The sequence below is a fragment of the Stenotrophomonas sp. Pemsol genome, assembly GCF_003586545.1.
Taxonomy (GTDB): Bacteria; Pseudomonadota; Gammaproteobacteria; order Xanthomonadales; family Xanthomonadaceae; genus Stenotrophomonas; species Stenotrophomonas sepilia.
The window spans coordinates 3,798,326-3,816,222 of sequence record NZ_CP025780.1 but is presented as its reverse complement, the minus strand read 5'-3'; the positions used below and the strand labels follow the sequence as shown (position 1 = coordinate 3,816,222).

General features: G+C 67.6%; 16 protein-coding genes and 1 tRNA gene. 6 read left to right on the top strand and 11 right to left on the bottom strand.

Translation table 11 applies throughout. From position 1 onward, the window contains the following. Positions 1–137 precede the first annotated feature (137 nt). Both PEM_RS17640 and PEM_RS17635 read left to right on the top strand, forming a co-directional pair. The gene (locus PEM_RS17640; protein WP_053496770.1) at positions 138–593 is read left to right on the top strand and encodes an Rrf2 family transcriptional regulator; all 456 of its coding nucleotides are present in this window, start codon (positions 138–140) and stop codon (positions 591–593) included. Continuing rightward, positions 583–1,488, top strand: coding sequence for an NAD(P)/FAD-dependent oxidoreductase (locus PEM_RS17635; RefSeq protein ID WP_005420261.1), 906 nt, complete (start codon positions 583–585; stop codon positions 1,486–1,488). Before PEM_RS17640 ends, PEM_RS17635 begins: the two co-directional genes overlap by 11 nt. 128 nt (positions 1,489–1,616) lie before the next feature. Here PEM_RS17635 and PEM_RS17630 read toward each other — a convergent pair whose 3' ends face one another. The 4 genes from PEM_RS17630 to PEM_RS17615 form a co-directional block, all read right to left on the bottom strand. After that, positions 1,617–2,837 carry an RtcB family protein gene (locus PEM_RS17630; RefSeq protein ID WP_111128531.1) on the bottom strand — a complete coding sequence of 407 codons (1,221 nt, stop codon included), beginning with the start codon at positions 2,835–2,837 and terminating at the stop codon, positions 1,617–1,619. Positions 2,838–2,893: 56 nt separating this feature from the next. Further along, a complete protein-coding gene (locus PEM_RS17625; protein WP_111128529.1) occupies positions 2,894–4,018 on the bottom strand; it encodes a slipin family protein in 1,125 nt (374 codons plus the stop codon). A 356-nt stretch (positions 4,019–4,374) separates the two neighbouring features. Then, a tRNA-Gln gene (locus tag PEM_RS17620) sits at positions 4,375–4,445 on the bottom strand. Positions 4,446–5,127: 682 nt separating this feature from the next. Continuing rightward, positions 5,128–6,084, bottom strand: coding sequence for an aldo/keto reductase (locus PEM_RS17615; protein ID WP_005420256.1), 957 nt, complete (start codon positions 6,082–6,084; stop codon positions 5,128–5,130). A gap of 169 nt (positions 6,085–6,253) precedes the next feature. Between PEM_RS17615 and PEM_RS17610 the strand changes: the two genes are divergently transcribed. Together PEM_RS17610 and PEM_RS17605 are read left to right on the top strand one after the other, a co-directional pair. After that, positions 6,254–7,111, top strand: a complete 858-nt coding sequence (locus PEM_RS17610; protein ID WP_111128527.1) for a class I SAM-dependent methyltransferase — start codon at positions 6,254–6,256, stop codon at positions 7,109–7,111. Positions 7,112–7,352: 241 nt separating this feature from the next. Then, complete coding sequence (locus PEM_RS17605; protein ID WP_065177857.1) at positions 7,353–7,892, top strand: pseudouridine synthase; 540 nt, start codon at positions 7,353–7,355, stop codon at positions 7,890–7,892. Positions 7,893–7,982: 90 nt separating this feature from the next. Here the strand turns inward: PEM_RS17605 and PEM_RS17600 are convergent, their stop codons facing one another. Both PEM_RS17600 and hrpB read right to left on the bottom strand, forming a co-directional pair. Then, entirely contained in the window at positions 7,983–8,357 is a 375-nt protein-coding gene (locus PEM_RS17600; RefSeq protein WP_005420251.1) for a hypothetical protein, read from the bottom strand. 209 nt (positions 8,358–8,566) lie between these two features. Further along, positions 8,567–11,071 (bottom strand): ATP-dependent helicase HrpB, encoded by a 2,505-nt coding sequence (hrpB, locus tag PEM_RS17595; protein WP_162911600.1) that lies wholly within the window; start codon positions 11,069–11,071, stop codon positions 8,567–8,569. A 67-nt stretch (positions 11,072–11,138) separates the two neighbouring features. Here hrpB and PEM_RS17590 point away from each other — a divergent pair, with 67 nt between their 5' ends. Beyond that, complete coding sequence (locus tag PEM_RS17590) at positions 11,139–11,936, top strand: TatD family hydrolase (protein WP_111128584.1); 798 nt, start codon at positions 11,139–11,141, stop codon at positions 11,934–11,936. A gap of 56 nt (positions 11,937–11,992) precedes the next feature. Here the strand turns inward: PEM_RS17590 and PEM_RS17585 are convergent, their stop codons facing one another. The 4 genes from PEM_RS17585 to PEM_RS17570 form a co-directional block, all read right to left on the bottom strand. Next, positions 11,993–12,877 (bottom strand): NAD-dependent epimerase/dehydratase family protein, encoded by an 885-nt coding sequence (locus tag PEM_RS17585; RefSeq protein ID WP_111128523.1) that lies wholly within the window; start codon positions 12,875–12,877, stop codon positions 11,993–11,995. Continuing rightward, positions 12,874–13,812 carry a 2-dehydropantoate 2-reductase gene (gene panE, locus PEM_RS17580; RefSeq protein ID WP_111128521.1) on the bottom strand — a complete coding sequence of 313 codons (939 nt, stop codon included), beginning with the start codon at positions 13,810–13,812 and terminating at the stop codon, positions 12,874–12,876. The genes PEM_RS17585 and panE overlap by 4 nt, the downstream gene beginning before the upstream one ends. 159 nt (positions 13,813–13,971) lie before the next feature. Further along, positions 13,972–14,763, bottom strand: coding sequence for an ABC transporter permease (locus PEM_RS17575; protein ID WP_005411568.1), 792 nt, complete (start codon positions 14,761–14,763; stop codon positions 13,972–13,974). Further along, positions 14,760–15,728 (bottom strand): ABC transporter ATP-binding protein, encoded by a 969-nt coding sequence (locus PEM_RS17570; RefSeq protein WP_111128519.1) that lies wholly within the window; start codon positions 15,726–15,728, stop codon positions 14,760–14,762. The genes PEM_RS17575 and PEM_RS17570 overlap by 4 nt, the downstream gene beginning before the upstream one ends. 84 nt (positions 15,729–15,812) lie before the next feature. Here PEM_RS17570 and PEM_RS17565 point away from each other — a divergent pair, with 84 nt between their 5' ends. Then, positions 15,813–16,562 (top strand): ferredoxin--NADP reductase, encoded by a 750-nt coding sequence (locus PEM_RS17565; RefSeq protein WP_080104359.1) that lies wholly within the window; start codon positions 15,813–15,815, stop codon positions 16,560–16,562. 115 nt (positions 16,563–16,677) lie between these two features. On the opposite strand, the gene PEM_RS17560 is transcribed toward PEM_RS17565, so the two are convergent. Next, complete coding sequence (locus PEM_RS17560) at positions 16,678–17,835, bottom strand: lytic polysaccharide monooxygenase (RefSeq protein ID WP_095378234.1); 1,158 nt, start codon at positions 17,833–17,835, stop codon at positions 16,678–16,680. Positions 17,836–17,897 lie beyond the last annotated feature (62 nt).

Below are 17,897 nucleotides of genomic sequence, written 5' to 3'. Positions count from 1 at the left end.
CTCCCGCTGAAGTGCGACGTAAATCACATTAGCGTTTCGTTTAGTGATGTGAAGGAACTGTATCATAGGACAAATGTGTCCGTATGGAACAAATGTGGACCCTGGACAGGGGATATAAATGTAACTATCGTAGTTACATGAAGACCGCGAACCCGCTCTCCGACGCCCTGCACGTGATGGCGCATCTGGTCGGCCAGGACGGCCCGCGCACCTCCGAGCAGCTGGCGTCCTGCCTGCCGACCCATCCGGTGGTGATCCGCCGTCTGCTGGCGCAGCTGCACAGGGCGGGCCTGGTTCGCAGCGCCCGTGGCCATGGCGGTGGCAGCCACCTGGCCCGCGATGCCGCAGCCATCACCCTGCATGACGTCTACCTGGCGGTGGGCGCACCGTCGCTGGTACAGGTAGGCACCCGCGATTCCGGCGGTGGCTGCCCGATCCAGCAGCTGGTCAACAGCGCTTTGCTGGAGGGTGCACGCGAAGCACAGCGCCTGCTCGAACAGCGCCTGCGGGCGACCACACTGGACAAGCTCGGCGCCGACTTCGCCCGCCACCTCGCCCATCACCGCTCCCTGGAAGGTCACCATGAATCCTGATGTGCTCATCGTCGGCGGCAGTTATGCCGGCATTGCTGCGGGCCTGATCCTGGCCCGTGCCCGCCGCCCGGTCACCGTCATCGACGCCGGTTTGCCGCGCAATCGTTTCGCCAGCCATTCGCACGGGGTGCTGGGGCTGGATGGCATCAGCGGTGCCGAGCTGCTGAAGGCCGCGCGCCAGCAGCTGCTGGACTACCCCAGCGTGCGCTGGGTGCATGCCGAGGCCGTGCAGGCCACCGCCGGCGCAGAGGGTGTGGAAGTGCGAACCGCCGATGGGCAGGTGCTCGCCGCGCGCAAGCTGCTGCTGGCAAGCGGTATCGCCGACCAGCTGCCGGAGCTGCCCGGGCTGGCCGAGCGCTGGGGCAGCACCGTGCTGCACTGCCCCTATTGCCACGGTTACGAAGTGGGCGGTGGCGCCATCGGGCTGCTTGGTGGGCATCCGATGTCCGCCAGCAAGGCGCCGCTCTTTGCCGACTGGGGCAATGTCACCTTCTTCAGCCAGGGCCTGCCGATCACCGATGAGGAACGGGCTGCCATGCAGCAGCGTGGCGTGCGGATCGAGACGTCGCCGGTGCTGGGCGTGCAGGGCGACCAGCCGACTTGGCTGGAAGTGGAGCTGGCCGATGGCCGCCGCATCGCCCAGCGTGCGCTGTTCGTGCCGGCCACCCAGGCGATGGCCACGCCGCTGGTGCAGCAGCTCGGCTGCGTGCTGGCCGAGAGCCCGTTGGGCGTGCTGATCGAGGTCGATGCGATGAAGCAGACCTCGGTGCCGAACGTGTATGCCGCAGGCGATGCGACCACGGTCGGCAACATCACGTTGGCCGCTGCCGAGGGCGTGCGGGCAGGTATCGGCGTGCACCACGCGCTGGTGGCCGAGGACAGCATGCCGCGCTGAAAGCGCGTGTTCCGGTAGATGCCGACCTTGGTCGGCGCCGTTCCATCCACGCATGGCGTGGCTCGACTGCAGCGCGGTCGAGCATGATTGATGCGCGGTGGGTGCCGGCCTTGGCCGGCACCGCTCCATTACCCCTTCACGCACAACACCTGGCGCAGCGTGTGCACCACGTCGACCAGGTCCAGCTGCGCGGCCATCACATCGTCGATCGACTTGTACGCGGCCGGTGACTCGTCCAGCACGCCGCTGTCCTTGCGGCATTCCACATGCGCGGTGGCCTCGCGATGCTGGGCCAGCGTGATCTGCTGGCGCGCGGCGCCACGGCTCATCACCCGGCCGGCACCGTGGCTGCAGCTGTTGAAGCTGTCCGCGTTGCCCTTGCCACGCACGATGTAACTGCGCGTGCCCATGCTGCCGGGAATGATGCCCAGCTCACCCTCGCGGGCACTGACGGCCCCCTTGCGCGTCACCAGCAGCTCCTGTCCGTGGTGCGTTTCCTTCTGCACGTAGTTGTGGTGGCAGTTCACTGCCATCGCCGCCAGCTGGAACTTCGGCAGCCGGTGGCGCATCTCGGCCAGCACGCGCGACATCATCGCCTCGCGGTTCTGCCGGGCGTAGTCCTGTGCCCACGACACGGCTTCGACGTAGTCATCGAACAGCGGCTCGCCTTCCATGAAGAACGCCAGGTCCTTGTCCGGCAGGTGGAAGCCCAGCACGCGCCGGGCCAGTTCCTCGCGCGCCTTCTCGATGAAGTAGGTACCGATCAGGTTGCCGGTACCGCGCGACCCGCTGTGCAGCATCACCCACACCGTATCCGTCTCGTCCAGGCACAGTTCGATGAAGTGGTTGCCGCCACCCAGCGTACCGAGCTGGCGGTCGAGCTTGTCGGTGCGGATCCTGCGGTGCCTGTCCTTGATCTTCTCCAGGCCGGCGGCCAGCCCGGACTGCACCAGCCGGGTATGGATGCTGTCGGGCATGCGCTGATGCTCGCCGCCGCGCCCGTTGCCGACCGGGATGCTGCGCTCGATGCTGTTGCGCAGCTGCCGCAGGTCATCGGGCAGGTCGTTGGCGCGCAGCGTGGTGCGCACGGCCGCCATGCCGCAGCCGATGTCGACGCCGACCGCCGCCGGGATGATTGCACCGCGGGTCGGGATCACCGAGCCGACGGTCGCGCCCTTGCCCAGGTGCACGTCCGGCATCACCGCCACCCACGGCCCGACGAACGGGATCGCGGCGATGTTGCGCAGCTGCTCATGCGCCTGCGCCTCCAGTGGCACGCCGTTGACCCAGCCCTTGATCGGCGTGCTGCCCTCGGCATGCAGCCATTGATAATTGTGTTGAGTGTCCATGTCTTCGTGTATGTCCTTGATGGGCCGGCGGCGCGTCCCTGCGCCACCGCGACCCCCTACCTGATCGTCACCAGCTGCTTCAGCACGCCGTCCAGGCCGCCGAACACGGTGAGCTTGTCGATCTTCTCGGTGACCTTCTCCAGCGCCTCCAGCTCCTTCAGGCGCATCAACACCGGGTTGTCCTCGATCAGCTTTGCGGTGTTGAGCTGCGAACGGGTGGCATTGGCCTCCTCGCGGCGGCGGATCACGCTGGCCTGGGCCTGCTTCTCGGCCAGCACCACGCCGTTGAGAATCTCCTTCATCTCGCCCGGCAGGATCACGTCCTTGATGCCCACGCCAAGCAGACGTACACCGTGGCCCTCGATCGCGGCCTGCACATGGGCGGCGATCTCACCGTCCAGTGCCGCCTTGTCACCCAGCAGCTCGTCCAGGCTGCGCGCGGCAATCGCCTGGCGCAGGCCGAACTGCAGCTGACGATAGATGAACTCATCAGCGTTGCTGAGCGAGCGGTGTGCGCGCACCGGGTCGACCACCTGCACGGTCGCGGCCAGGTTCACCCGCAGGGTCACCTTGTCGCGGCTGAGCAGCTCCTGGCCGGATACGTCCAGCGAACGCGCACGCAGCTCCACACGCTCCACCGACACGTTGCCGTTGAAGTTCCAGAACGCGTGCAGGCCGGCGTCCAGGGTCTGCCGCAGCGTGCCATCGATGAACAGCAGGCCCACCGACTCGCTCGGCACGGTGCTGATCACCGCCACACGCGGCAGCACGCCCAGCTGGCCCAGCCGCTGCTGCACGTCCGCCGGGACGCGCGGCTCGTCACCCAGTGCCATCACGCGCACCTGGGTGTCGACAGAACCGCGCCAGTACAGGCGGTGGCTGCCCGGCGGCAGCACTTCATCGATGCGGCCGTTGCGCAGCAACAGGCCGACCTCGCTGGCGCCGACGTTGGCCAGCACGAAGTGCGTGTCCAACCGCGCGCCCAGTGCCTCGATCAGGCTGTCCTGGTCGCTGCCGGTGTAGGCCGTGCCCTTCGATGCAGTGTGGATGTCCACGTGCGGGCGGCCGCCGAACGGCGACAGGCGGTGCACGCCGGGCAGCAGGATCTGCTGGAAACGACGGTTGCGATACACCAGGCCGCGCTCGCCGTCGCCGATCACGACCTTGATGGTCCAGAACATGGGAGTCTCTCCTTGTATGGCTCTGGTGGTTCGACCCGTTGCAGATGAATCGCCATGACCCGGGTCGATCAGGTCGTGGCGAGGCCGCCTGCACACCACGTGCAGGCAGCGGAAGAGGGCGGCCATCGGCGGACGGTCCGCGCGCGGAGCCTTCGGTGCACCGGCAGTGCTGCCATCGTCGTTCCCGGCAGGCAGCACCGGGGCGGAACGTGGCTGGCAGTGACGGCGGGCCGAGGCCCGGCGTGCGGTCCGTTGCCTTCCACGCCCCGCCCGAGGGCAGTGACCGTGGACGGCGACGATGGCCGCTGGGGCTTGCGCCCCGGGTGTTGCTTCAAGTCATGACGTGACAGGTCATGTGGTTGGAGTGGGAGTCGAACCCACGACAGACGGAATCAGGATCCGTTGCTCTACCCGACTGAGCTATCCAGTGGTGAACCGCGCGGAATCGAACCGCGTGCCGGCGAACCGGCGCCTGCCTCCAGCAGGCGATCCAGGCGATGGCATGTCCGCGACCTCCGGCATACGCCACGGCAACGCCGCGCGCACCAGCCCGTGGTTGAAACGGGACCGTTGGTAGTCGAGGGTGCAGGCCACCGACATTATCGGCGAGCGATAATGTTTGGTTGCGATGCAGATAATGTCCAGGCGTTGCCATGCACGCGGAGAAAATCCTCCGGCACGGCAGAAAAACCTGGATCAGTGAGCGGCGGGTCGCCGCGCGGGGTGCAGTTCTGGCATCGCGGGTCCTTGTGCCGACGCAAACGAAAACGCCCCCGGGACTTGCGTTCCGAGGGCGTCGTCAGGCCTCGGAGATCGGGGTGGCCGATCTCCGCAGGGCGGGCATCAGGCCGTTGTCAGCTGGTCTTCCTTGCCGAACGCACACGCCGGCCGGTCCATGCGCAGGCATGGCAGCAGTTTGGCGATGGCGACGGAATGCGCGTTCAAGGGAAGTTTCCAGTGGGTGTTGAAACGAGGTGCGCACGATAAACCACGATTTAGTCGCGCGCAACCATTTTGTTGAATTATTTCCTTCTTTACCGCGCGATGCCGGCCAGCGACCGGCACTACCTGACTGTGTCATGCCGGCCAGCGGCCGGCACAACCGGGTCTCATGATTCGGCGCTGGCGGCATCCAGCTGCGCGACATCCTGCACGCTCAGCGATACGTTCGCTGCGGCCAGCAGGTCGTGCAGCTGTTCGACGCTGGTGGCGCTGACGATCGGCGCAGTGATCGACGGCCGCGCGATCTGCCAGGCCAGTGCGATCTGCGCGGCGCTGGCGCTGTGCTTGCTGGCTACGTCATCCAGCGCTTGCAGGATGCGCAGGCCGCGCGGGTTCAGATAGCGCTTCACTACCGTCTCGCCACGTGCCGGACTCTTGGCCGCATCGGCTGGCGTGCGGTACTTGCCGCTGAGGAAGCCACTGGCCAGCGCGTAGTAGCCGATCACGCCGATCTGCTCGCGCTGCACCAGCGGTTCCAGTTCCTTTTCGTAGCCGGCGCGGTCGTACAGGTTGTACTCCGGCTGCAGGGTTTCGTAACGCGGCAACTTGTAGTCGGTGGACACCTTCAGCGCATCGGCCAGGCGCGTGGCGCTGTAGTTGGAAGCACCGATCGCACGCACCTTGCCGGCCTCGATCAGGCGGCCGAACGTGGCCAGCGTGGCTTCCAGCGGCGTCGACTCGTCATCCTCGTGGGCCTGGTACAGATCGATCACGTCGGTCTGCAGCCGGCGCAGCGAATCCTCGACCGCCGCATTGATGTTGTCCGGGGTCAGGCCGGGGCGTTCGGCCCACTTGGCCACCTTGGTCGCCAGCACCACCTTGTCGCGCTTGCCGCTGCGGGCGAACCACTTGCCGATCAGCGTTTCCGATTCCCCGCCCGAATTGCCCGGCACCCAGGCCGAGTAAACGTCGGCGGTGTCGACCAGGTTGAAGCCGGCATCGACGAAGGCATCGAGCAGGGCGAAGCTGGCCTTCTCATCGGCGCTCCAGCCGAACACGTTGCCACCGAAGGCGAGCGGACGTACATGCAGGCCGGAACGGCCCAGTTCGCGGGTTGCCGTCATGGGCACGGACTCCTTGGGGGAAGTGTTCCAGAATAGAACGCGATGTGTGACCGTGCTGCGGCGACGACCACAAAACAGTGTTCCGCGACGCGCACGCCGCTAACGTTTTGTGAACACCTGGGACGCTGCGACTGCTAGTCTCGCCGCATCTTCCGCTGGAGTCGTCCCGATGATGCCTGCTTCGTCCCTGCGTGGTTGCCGCCTGCTGCTTGCTTCGGCCCTGCTTGCTGCTGTTCCCGCGTTCGCCGCACCGGCCACGGTGGCACCGGCGAAGATCGAGGTCTTGCCGGCCATCGACGCGGCGGTGAAGGCGCCCACCCGCGATGCCAACAACGTCAAGCGCGATGGCTTCCGCCATCCGGCGCAGACGCTGTCGTTCTTCAAGGTGGCACCGGAAAAGACCGTCATCGAGATCACCCCCGGCAACGGCTGGTACTCGGAGATCCTGGCGCCGCTGCTGCATGACAAGGGCCACTATGTGGCTGCCGTGGTCGATCCGATGGCGGTGCCCGAGGGGCGCGGCCGCGACTACCAGCAGCGCAGCCGCGACAGCCTGGAAAAGAAGTACGCCGGTGCACCCGCGCAGTTCGGCAGGACCGCCGTCGTCGCCTACGATCCGGCCAAGCCGGTGTTCGGCCCGGCCAACTCAGCCGACGTGGTGCTGACCTTCCGCAACGTGCACAACTGGCGCAAGGCCGGCCAGGCGCAGGGCATGTTCCAGGGCTTCTTCAACGTGCTCAAGCCGGGTGGCGTGCTGGGTGTGGTCGAGCATCGCGCCGAGGCCGACGTGGCCGATGACGATGACACCGGCTATGTCGGCCAGCAGCAGGTGATCGCGATGGCCGAAGCCGCCGGCTTCAGGCTGGATGCGCGCAGCGAGGTCAACGCCAACCCGCGCGACACCAAGGACCACCCCAACGGCGTGTGGACGCTGCCGCCGACCAACCAGCACGACAAGGCCGATGATGCGAAGTACCAGGCGATCGGCGAAAGCGACCGCATGACCCTGCGTTTCATCAAGCCGTAAGCCGGGGCGCCGTATTGCCAGCGCGGAGTGCCCCGTAGAGCCGAGCCGATGCTCGGCTCATCGCGCGCGGCGCGACGGAGCACAACAGCAGCCGAGCGTGGGCAATGCCGGCCGTCCTGACCGGCACCCTTCGGACCGTCGCACGCGACGTTGGCAGCGGCTCCTGCCGCTGCCTCCGGTTCTACAGTCGCCTGGCGCGAGGCGTGGGACAATGCCTTACCCGCCGCCCGCCGTGCCTGCAATGCTGATCGCCTTCAACAAGCCCTTCAACGTGCTCTGCCAGTTCACCGACCGCAGCGTGCCGCCGCGGCCGACCCTGGCCGGGTTCGGCCTGCCGCCGCGCGTGTATGCCGCCGGTCGCCTGGACCATGACAGCGAGGGCCTGCTGCTGCTGACCGACAACGGCACGCTGGCGCACAAGCTCACCGACCCCAGGCACAAGGCCGACAAGACCTACTGGGTGCAGGTGGAAGGCACGCCCGGTGACGAGCAGCTGCAACAGCTGCGCGATGGCGTTGTGCTCAACGATGGGCCGACCCTGCCGGCGAAGATCGAGCGCCTCGACCCGGCGCCGACGCTGTGGACGCGCGATCCGCCGGTCCGTTTCCGCAAGACCGTGCCGGACAGCTGGCTGGCGATCACGGTCCGCGAGGGCCGCAACCGCCAGGTGCGGCGGATGACTGCAGCGGTGAACCTGCCGACGTTGCGACTGGTGCGGGTGTCGATGGGACCGTACCGGCTGGAGGACCTGCAGCCCGGGCAGTGGCGGCAGATCGGTTGAAACAGAAAGGGCCGGAGGCCTTGCGGCGTCCGGCCCTGGCTCGGGGTCAGATCCCTTCCGCAGGAAGGGCTCTGACCCGGTCGGTCACACTCACGCGTCGCTGCCGATATCGCTGTGCTCGTCCACGACGGTGTCGTTGCGGCGGTCACGCGCGCTGATGCGCTGCGCCTGCCCATTCACCACGTGGCCATTGGCGGCCTTCTTCTTCTGCTGCTTGCGGTACAGCGCATAGCCGAGCAGGCCAACACCCACCGCAGCAGCGGCCACGGCCACGGCCGGATTGCGGCGCACGAACTTGGTCGCGGCCTTGCCGCCGGTCTTCACTGCGCCGATGGCGGCGCCGGTCTTGATCCAGTCCGCATTGCGCAGGCTGCCACCGGCGCTCTTCAGGCCATCGCCGGCGGTGTGGGCCAGCTCCAGGGCGCGCTCCAGGGCGCGGTCGGTGATTACGGTCAGCTTGCTCATGCGGGGGTCCTTTGCCTCGGGTCGAAGTCCAGTGTCGCGCGTTGCCCGTAAACGGTATGTCAGCCGGTGACGCACGTGGTGTGACTCTACCGCAGCCATTCAGGATCAGGCAGGGTGGGGCGGATCCCTTTCTTTTGGGAAAGGGCTCTGACCCCGGCGCGGTGTATGGGGTCAGAGCCCATTGCGATGCAATGGATCCGACCCCGCCCTCAGGTTCCGCGCGGCTTTGCCCGGTGCGTGGCCGTGGCTGTCCACGGATCATCCGGCCATGGATGGCGCGGGTAACGGCCCTTCATTTCCTTTTTCACTTCGGCGTAGGTGTTTTCCCAGAAGTTGCGCAGGTCCTGGGTGACCTGAAGCGGGCGGCCGCCGGGGGAGAGCAGGTGCAGGGTCAGCGGCACGCGGCCATCGGCGATGCGCGGCGTGTCGGCCAGGCCGAACAGTTCCTGCAGTTTCACCGCCAGCACCGGCGGCAGCGGATCACCACTCTCGCTGTCCAACGCGTAGGTGATCGGCCGCTCCAGCCCGGACGGCACGGTGATGCGGGTCGGCGCATTACGCTCGACCAGCTGCCGTTGCGACCATTCCAGCGGCGACTTCAGTGCCTCGCCGAAACTGGCCTCATCCAGCGCGTCCAGGCGGCTCTTGCCGGCGAACGCGGGTTGCAGCCACTGCGTGAGGTTGGCCAGCAGGGCCGCGTCGCTGCAGTCGGGCAGGTCCAGCTCCGGCATCCAGCGCCGCAGTGACTCGACGCGCGCCTGCCACTGGCGCAGGCCCTCGGTCCACGGCAGCGCCTGCAGACCGAGTTCGGCTACCGCGCCGGTCAGTGCCTGCGCGGCGTGCTGCGGATCGACCCGGCCGGCCGAGCGGCTGTCCAGCACGATGCGGTCGAAACGCGTCTCGCGCAGTGCCACCAGGGCGCGTCGCTCGCTGTCCCAGCGCACTACGTCTTCGGTGACGAAGCGATCCGGCCACGCCTTGCGCAGCCGATCCTCGTCCACCGGTGCGGCACGCAGCAGCAGTGCATCGCGCGCCTCGAAGCGCAGTTCGCTGGCCACCAGCCACGGCTCACCGCGCAGGTCGCTCAGCTCGTGCAGGCGCGCGCTGCGGCCATTGGCCAGCAGGTAGCGCAGAGGATCGCTGGGATGCTGGAAGCCAATTCGATCGGGAAAGGCATGAGCGAGCAGGTCGCCCAGCTCATGGGCCTCGATGCTGGCCGGCGGCGTGGCTTCGCAGCGCAGGCGGCGACGCCACTGCTTGGCGGCGGCATCGATCGCGGCCAGCCCGCTGCGGTTGGCATCGCCCGGTGTGCGGCCATTGCGGAACGCGGCCAGTGCGCGCCAGCGGGCCGCCAGCGCGTCGCCGCCCTGGCGCAACGGGTCGCGCGCCTCCAGCAGCGCGGCCAGGTCGGCAGCCAGCGCCTGGGCGCGGGCATCGGGCGCTGCCAGCAGCATCGCCGCCATCCGTGGATGCGTGCCCAGCGCCAGCACACGCCGGCCCAGTTCGGTGATCGCGCCACTGCTGGACAGGGCGCCGAGCCGCTGCAGCAGTTCGCGCGCCGCGCCCATCGGACCCGCCGGGGGCGGATCGAGGAAGCGCAGATCGCTGCTGCCCCAGGCCGCCAGTTCCAGTGCCAGTCCGGCCAGTTCCACCTGGTCGATCTCGGCGCGGCGCTGCGGTTCCAGCCGCTGCGACTGTGGCCACAGCCGCCAGGCCACGCCTTCGGCGACGCGCCCGGCACGGCCCGCGCGCTGGTCGGCCGATGCCTGCGCGATGGCCACCACGTCCAGCCGGGTGAAGCCACTGTTGGGGTCGTAGCGCGGTTCGCGTGCCTGGCCGCTGTCGATCACCACGCGCACGCCGGGCAACGTCACCGACGACTCGGCGACGTTGGTCGCCAGCACCACGCGCCGGCGGCCATCGCTGGCCACCTGAAGTACGCGCGCCTGTTGTTCCACGGGCAGTTCACCGTGCAGCGCCAGGACCTCGACATCGCCATTGAGCGATTCCTGCAGGCCCGCCTGCACCCGCGCGATCTCGCGCTGGCCGGGCAGGAACACCAGCAGGTCACCGGGGTGCTCGGCCAGGGCCTGCTGCACCGCGCGGCGCACCTGCAGTTCCAGCGCCTCATCGCGGCGCGCCGGGAAGTGGCTGATCGCCACCGGGTAGCTGCGGCCCTCGCTGCTCAGCCGCGGCGCATCGAGAAAACCTGCCAGCCGCTCGCCGTCCAGCGTGGCCGACATCACCACCAGGCGCAGGTCATCGCGCAGCTGCGCCTGCACATCCAGCGCCAGCGCCAGGCCGAGGTCGCCGCTGAGATGGCGCTCGTGGAATTCGTCGAACAGGATCGCACCGACCTCTTCCAGCATCGGGTCGTCCTGCAGCATGCGGGTCAGGATGCCTTCGGTGACGACCTCGATGCGCGTGCGCGCCGAAACCTTGTTTTCGAAGCGGATGCGGTAGCCGACCGTGCCACCGACCTCCTCGCCCAGCTGCCGCGCCATGAACAGCGCGGCGCTGCGGGCGGCGACCCGCCGTGGTTCCAGCAGGATGATCTTGCGGCCCTGCAGCCACGGTGCGTCGAGCAGTGCCAGTGGCACCTGGGTGGTCTTGCCGGCACCGGGCGGGGCCTCCAGCACCAGTCGCTGCTGCGCGGCCAGGTGTTGCTGGATCTGCGGCAGCAGCGGGGAAATCGGGAAGAGCGAGGCGTTCATGGGCAAAGGATAAGGGGGCACGGCGGGCGCAGGTACAATGCGCGGGCACTTTTCCCCCGCGATGACCATGCACCTGATCGATATCGGCGCCAACCTGACCCACGACTCCTTCGACCGCGACCGCGATGCCGTGCTGGACCGCGCGCGCCAGGCCGGCGTGGTGCAGATGGTCATCACCGGCGCCAGCCGCGAGCACTCGCCGTTGGCGTTGCAGCTGGCCCAGCAGCACCCCGGCTTCCTGTACGCCACCGCCGGCGTGCACCCGCACCACGCGGTGGAATACACCGAGGAATGCGATGCCGAGATGCGCGCGCTGCACGCGCATCCGGAAGTGGTGGCGGTGGGGGAGTGCGGGCTGGACTACTTCCGTGACTTCTCGCCGCGCCCGGCGCAGCACCGTGCTTTCGAGCGCCAGCTGCAGCTGGCCGCGGAAAACGGCAAGCCGCTGTTCCTGCACCAGCGTGATGCGCATGCCGACTTCATGGCACAGATGAAGAACTTCGAAGGCCGCATCGGCCCGGCGGTGGTGCATTGCTTCACCGGCGAACGCGATGAGCTGTTCGATTACCTGGACCAGGATTGGTACATCGGGATCACCGGTTGGCTGTGCGACGAACGCCGTGGCGCGCACCTGCGCGAACTGGTGAAGAGCATCCCGGCCAACCGCCTGATGATCGAGACCGACGCGCCGTACCTGCTGCCGCGCACGTTGAAGCCGATGCCGAAGGACCGGCGCAACGAGCCGATGTTCTTGTCGCACATCGTGGAAGAGCTGGCACGTGACCGTGGCGAGGACGTTGCGGTGACCGCGGCCAATGCCACGGCGGCCGCCCGCGCGTTCTTCCGCCTGCCCGACGCGGGTTGATGGTAGTGCCGGCCGCTGGCCGGCAGCACATCTTGATTGCCGGCCAGCGGCCGGCACTACCGGAGCAGGTCGCGCAGGCCCTCACGGTAGCTGGGGAACCTCGGCTCCCAGCCCAATGCTTCACGCGTGCCACGGCTGTCGATGCGCTTGTTGCTCTCGTAGAAGCGCCGCAGCGTCGGGCTCAGTGCCGGGTCATCCCAGGCCACGGCGGGCGGCAGCGCAAACCCGCCCAGCTTCGCGGCGAAGGCCAGCACATCCTGCGGCGGTGCAGGCTCGTCGTCGCTGGGCAGGTAGAGACCCTGCCGGGCCGGGCGCCGCATTGCGGCGATGATGACGGTTGCCAGGTCATCCACGTGCAGTCGGTTGAACACCTGGCCCGGGCGAACCACGTGGCGCGCACGCCCCTGCGCCAACTGCACCAGCGCATTGCGACCCGGCCCGTACAGGCCGGGCAGGCGGAACACCGCCGAGGCGATGCTGCGTTGTCCGGCCAGTGCACGCCACTGTGCTTCCGCGAGCAGGCGCTGCACACCAGCCGCTTCAGTGGCGTCGGCCGCGCTGCGCTCGTCGATCCAACCGCCGGCGCGGTCGGCATACACCGAGGTCGACGACAGATAGCCGACCCAGCGCAATGCCGGGCTGGCCTGCAGCGCGGGCAGCAGCAGGCGCAGTGCCGGGTCGCCCTCCGCGTCGGGCGGCACGCTGCACAGCACGGCATCGGCCTGCGCGATCTTATCGAGCAGGGCAGGCGACGGTGGCGTGTCGGCGTGCAGCTGATGCCGTGGCAGGCCATCGTCCGCCGCGAACGAGGGATCGCGCACCGTGCCGGCCACGCCTACGCCGTGCGCCTGCAGCTGCGCGGCCAGCACGCGTCCGCTCCAGCCCAGCCCGAGAATCAGTACCCGCGCGGGCAATGGGCTGGCCTGCAAGGCGGGACTCACGCGACCCGCAGTGCCTGGTAGGCCTGCAGGCTGCTGTAGGCAACCTGCAGCAGCAGGGCTTCCTGATCAGCCCTGCGCGCACGCACCAGCATGTCGCCAACAATCTGTTCGGCCTCCACCTGCTGGCCGGCCTCCAGATCACGCAGCATCGAGGCCTTCAACGCCGAGCCGGCCTGGGTCAGCGTGCCGCGCGCAGTGTCCTTCGCTGCCTCCGGAACCGGTTCACCGGCGGCTTCGGCGACGGCCAGGCACTCGTCGTAAAGGCCACGTACGATCGCCTCGCCATCATCGGTGGCGACGATGGTGCCGATATCCGCACGCAGCAGGCAGGTGGCTGCGGCCAGCGCGGTCAGGAAGGTGTACTTGATCCACTGTTCCTGGCCGATGCGCTCGCTGGCCAGGTGATCAAGGTTGGCCTTCGCGCAGACCGCAGCGAAGGCGCGCACGCGCGCGGAGATCGCGCCGCCGTCGCGCTCGCCGAAGGTGAGCTTGGCCGGCTTGCCCAGATGCAGCACCGCGCCATCGGGCGCCTTGGTGGCGCTGATGAAGCACAGGCCGCCGAGCACGGCGTCGCGGCCAAAGCGCAGATCCAGTGCGTTGTAGTGGTGCAGGCCGTTGAGGATCGGCAGCACGGTGGTGTTCGCGCCGACTGCCGGGGCGATGGCATCGATCGAACTGTCCAGGTCGTAGGCCTTGCAGCTGAGGATGACCAGGTCGAAGGGCTTCTGCGCGGCCAGTGCGGGCAGTGCATCAGCAGTGACGTGCTGAACCGGGAAACGCGCATCACCCAGTGGGCTGCGGATGACCAGGCCATCATGGTCCAGCTGCGCGGCGCGCGCGGGGCGCACGAGGAAGGTCACGTCCACGCCGGCCTGGGCCAGGCGGCCACCGAAGTAACCGCCGGTACCGCCGGCGCCGAGGATCAGGATGCGCATTGCACGTTCACCGTTTTCTGGGGGGAATCAGAACTGCGATTGTGCCGGAGATTGCAGGCAAAAAAGAGCCGAGCATAGGCTCGGCTCTACAGACTGCTGCATCCACGCATGGCGTGGATCTGGTGTTGCCGGCCAGCGGCCGGCACTACCACGCAGGTCTCAGCTGCGCATGCCCACGCCACGGCGCAGCAGCCACAGGGCCAGCGCCGTCAGCACCACCACGAAACCGATCATCAGGCCGTAGGCCACCGGCAGCGGCACATCGCTGCTACCCAGCAGGCCATAGCGGAACGCGTTGACCATGTAGAAGATCGGGTTCGCGTGCGTGGCCGCTTCGGCCCAGCCCGGCAGCAGCTTCACCGAATAGAACACGCCACCCAGGTAGGTCAGCGGGGTCAGGATGAAGGTCGGCACGATCGCCACGTCATCGAACTTCTTCGCATACACCGCATTGATGAATCCGGCCAGCGAGAAGATCGTCGCGCCGAGGATCACCGTGGTCAGCATCACCAGCGGATGCGGGATTCGCACCGGGGTGAAGAACATCGCGATGATCAGCACGATCACGCCCACCATCAGGCCGCGCAGCACCGCGCCGGCCACATAGCCCCACAGGATCACCCAGTTCGGCATCGGGCTGACCAGCAGTTCTTCGACGTGGCGGCCGAACTTGGCACCGAAGAACGAGGAACTGATGTTGCCGTAGCTGTTCTGGATCACGCTCATCATCACCAGGCCCGGCACGATGAACTGCATGTAGGTGTAGCCACCCATGTCACCCACGCGCGACCCGATCAGGTTGCCGAAGATCAGGAAGTACAGGGTCATGGTGATCGCCGGCGGCACCAGGGTCTGGCCCCAGATGCGCATGATGCGGGCGACTTCGCGGCGCACGATGGTCATCAGCGCGATGCGGTTGCGCTGGCCGTCGGTCAGCTCGGTGGTGCTCATGCAGGCTTCTCCATGTTGCCGGTGAGGCGCACGAACAGCTCCTCCAGGCGGTTGCTCTTGGTACGCATCGAACGCACGCGGATGCCGGACTCGTTCAGCGTAGCGAACACGCGGTTGAGGTCCATCGCGCGTGGCATGTCGATGTCCAGCGTGTGCGGGTCCGGCGCGGTCAGCGTCGTGCCCTCGATCACCGGCAGCTGCGCCGGCAGGTCACCGTCGATGTCCAGCAGGAAGCCTTCCACGTCCAGCTTGGCCAGCAGGGTGCGCATCGGCCCCTGCTCGACGATCTGGCCATGGTTGATGATCGCCAGGTGGCGGCACAGGTACTCGGCTTCTTCCAGGTAGTGCGTGGTGAGGATGATCGTGGTGCCGGCAGCGTTGATCTCCTTCAGCACGCGCCACATGTCGCGGCGGATCTCGATGTCCACGCCGGCGGTCGGCTCATCCAGGATCAGCAGGCGCGGGCGGGTCATCATCGCGCGGGCGATCATCAGCCGGCGCTTCATGCCGCCGGACAGCGTGCGGCTCATCACCTGCGCCTTTTCCCACAGGTGCGCGCGCTTCAGCTCTTCCTCGGCGCGCTGCTCGGCTTCCTCGCGCGGCACGCCGTAGAACCCGGCGTAGTTCACCAGGATGTCGAAGGGCTTCTCGAACAGGTTGAAGTTGATTTCCTGGGGCACCAGCCCGATCAGGCGCATGGTGGCGCTGCGGTTGCGCACCAGGTCGCTGCCGAACACTTCCACCTGGCCCTCGCTGAGGTTGACCAGGGAGCTGATGATGCCGATCAGGGTCGACTTGCCGGCACCGTTGGGGCCGAGCAGGGCGAAGAAGTCGCCCGGGGCCACTTCCAGGGAAACCCCCTTCAGGGCCTGGGTGCCATTGTCGTAGGTCTTGCGCAGGTCGCGCACGCGCAGGGCGGGCGCCGTATCGTTCTGGAATGCCAAGCTCGAAGCCTTCGCGCCCATGGGCTGGCGCTGGAGAGGGGCGGGGAGGGGCTATTATAGAAGACCCCGAGGGCTTGCCCCGGCTACACACTGTCCCGAAAAGTCGTGCCTGTTCAATTCCCTCTCAAGCTGGTCGGCTGCCGCATGCTGGCCCCGACCGTCGGCCACTACCAATTCGTGCGTGACGATGGGCAGCCGCTGGATTTCCAGCCCGGCCAGTTCATCCAGGTCCATTTCAGCTACGCCGACGGCACCGAAACCAAGCGCAGCTACTCGCTGGCGACCATCCACGATCATGCGCTGGGCCCGGGCGAGGCGGTGGACATCGCGGTCAGTTTCGTGCCCGGTGGCGCCGCCACGGCCCTGTTCGAGGCGCTGGAGCAGGGCAGCCAGATCAGTGCGTCCGGCCCCTATGGCCGGTTCTGCCTGAATCCCGGTGACCACAACGCCCGTTACCTGCTGATCGCCACCGGTACCGGCGTTACCCCGTACCGCTCCATGCTGCCGCTGCTGGAGAAGGCCATGGCCGAACGCGGCGTGCAGATCGTGCTGCTGCAGGGCGCGCGCAGCCCGGGCGAGCTGCTGTACAGCGAAGATTTCTACAGCTTCGCCGAAAAGCACCCGAACTTCCGCTATGTTCCGTGCCTGTCGCGCGAACTGCCGACCGAACCGCACCCGGATGTACAGCACGGCTACGTGCAGCAGGCGCTGGCCGGTTTCACGCCGGACCCGGCCACCGACATCGCCTACCTGTGCGGCAACCCGGACATGGTCGATGCCTGCGCCGAGCTGCTGAAGGCCGCCGGCCTGGGCAACCCGCAGATCCGCCGCGAGAAGTACGTCAGCAGCAAGTAGGCCCGGGTGGTGCCGGCCGTTGGCCGGCAACCCCATGAACCCCGGTAGTGCCGGCCGCTGGCCGGCACCCCCCCGCAAACCGGAGGCGGCACCACGCCGCCCCCGGTGCCCGGCCTCAGTACGCGATCCAGGCGTCACGCCAGGCAGAGCCGGTGCCCGGGCGGTAGGGTTCGGCATTGACGTTGCACCACGCGCCCTCCGGGAACGGGCGGCAGGCGTAGAATTTGCCGTCGGCGCCCTTGACCACGGTTTCGCCCGGCGTGTAGCTGCCGATACCGTCCGGATACACGAAGTCATAGTCGCCCGGTGGCGGATCGACCGGATCCGGCAGCTGCGTGTCGAGCTGGAAGCGATGGCCCGGCTTCAGGTAGACGCGGTTCTCGGTGGCCGAGGCGATGGGAGTGATGATTCCGTTCTTCAGCACGCCCACCCGGGCATGCTGGGCAGAAGCGTTGACCTGGTGGGCCAGCGCCAGCGGCCATTGCGTGGCGGAGGTCTGCCCGGTGGCGAGGGTGATCTTCGGGCTTTCCAGGTCATTGCCGTTGGCGTTGAACACGCGCAGGGTCAGGGTGGTACCGGTCTCCAGGTCACCCCGCGCGGTGATGGCCCCAGCGTCCTCCCACTCTGGTGGCGGAATGATGTCACCGCCTTCGAAACGTACGTCGGCACAGGTATAGAACGCTTCCTTCGAATCCGAGCGTTGCCAGGTGTTGTAGATGATGTGCTGGCCAGTACGCTTGGGCAGTGGGCAATCGAGTCGGTAGATGCCGTTGGCATCCTCGTCCACGTGACCCAGCGAGCAGAACTGCTCCAGATCGTCCCAACGCAGCGGGCTGCCCGGTTGCCAGCCTTCGCGGGTTACATAGAAGACCCAGTCTCGGGTCTTGTGCGGAGCCGATGCGAGGTACTCGAAGGTGTAGCGGCCGCGGGCATCGGCGCGGATCGGGCTGGTCGACCAGTCCGTGCGATTGAGGTTCATGCCGCGGTACTTTGCATTGCCGCCGCTGCACAGTTCGCCATCAGGCACGACCTGGCGATGGTTGCCGTCAGCCTCGGCCTGGTTGATGCCGGCCCAGTCGTAGAAGGGCTGCGCGCCACCGATGGCCTTGGCTGCCGCACAGGCCGCATTGGTCGGATTCTCGGGGTTGGCCTGACGGCAGGCGTAGATGCGGCTGATCGGCTTGGAAAGGGTGCCGTGGGCCTGGGCCTCCTGTGAGGCGAAGAGAGCTGCGCACAGGGAGGCAGCAACTGCTGCAAGTAGGTGGGCTTGCATCGATGACGTCCTTTGACGCGTGGAAGACCCGCCGAGTTTCCACGCAGCATAGAGCGTCCTCC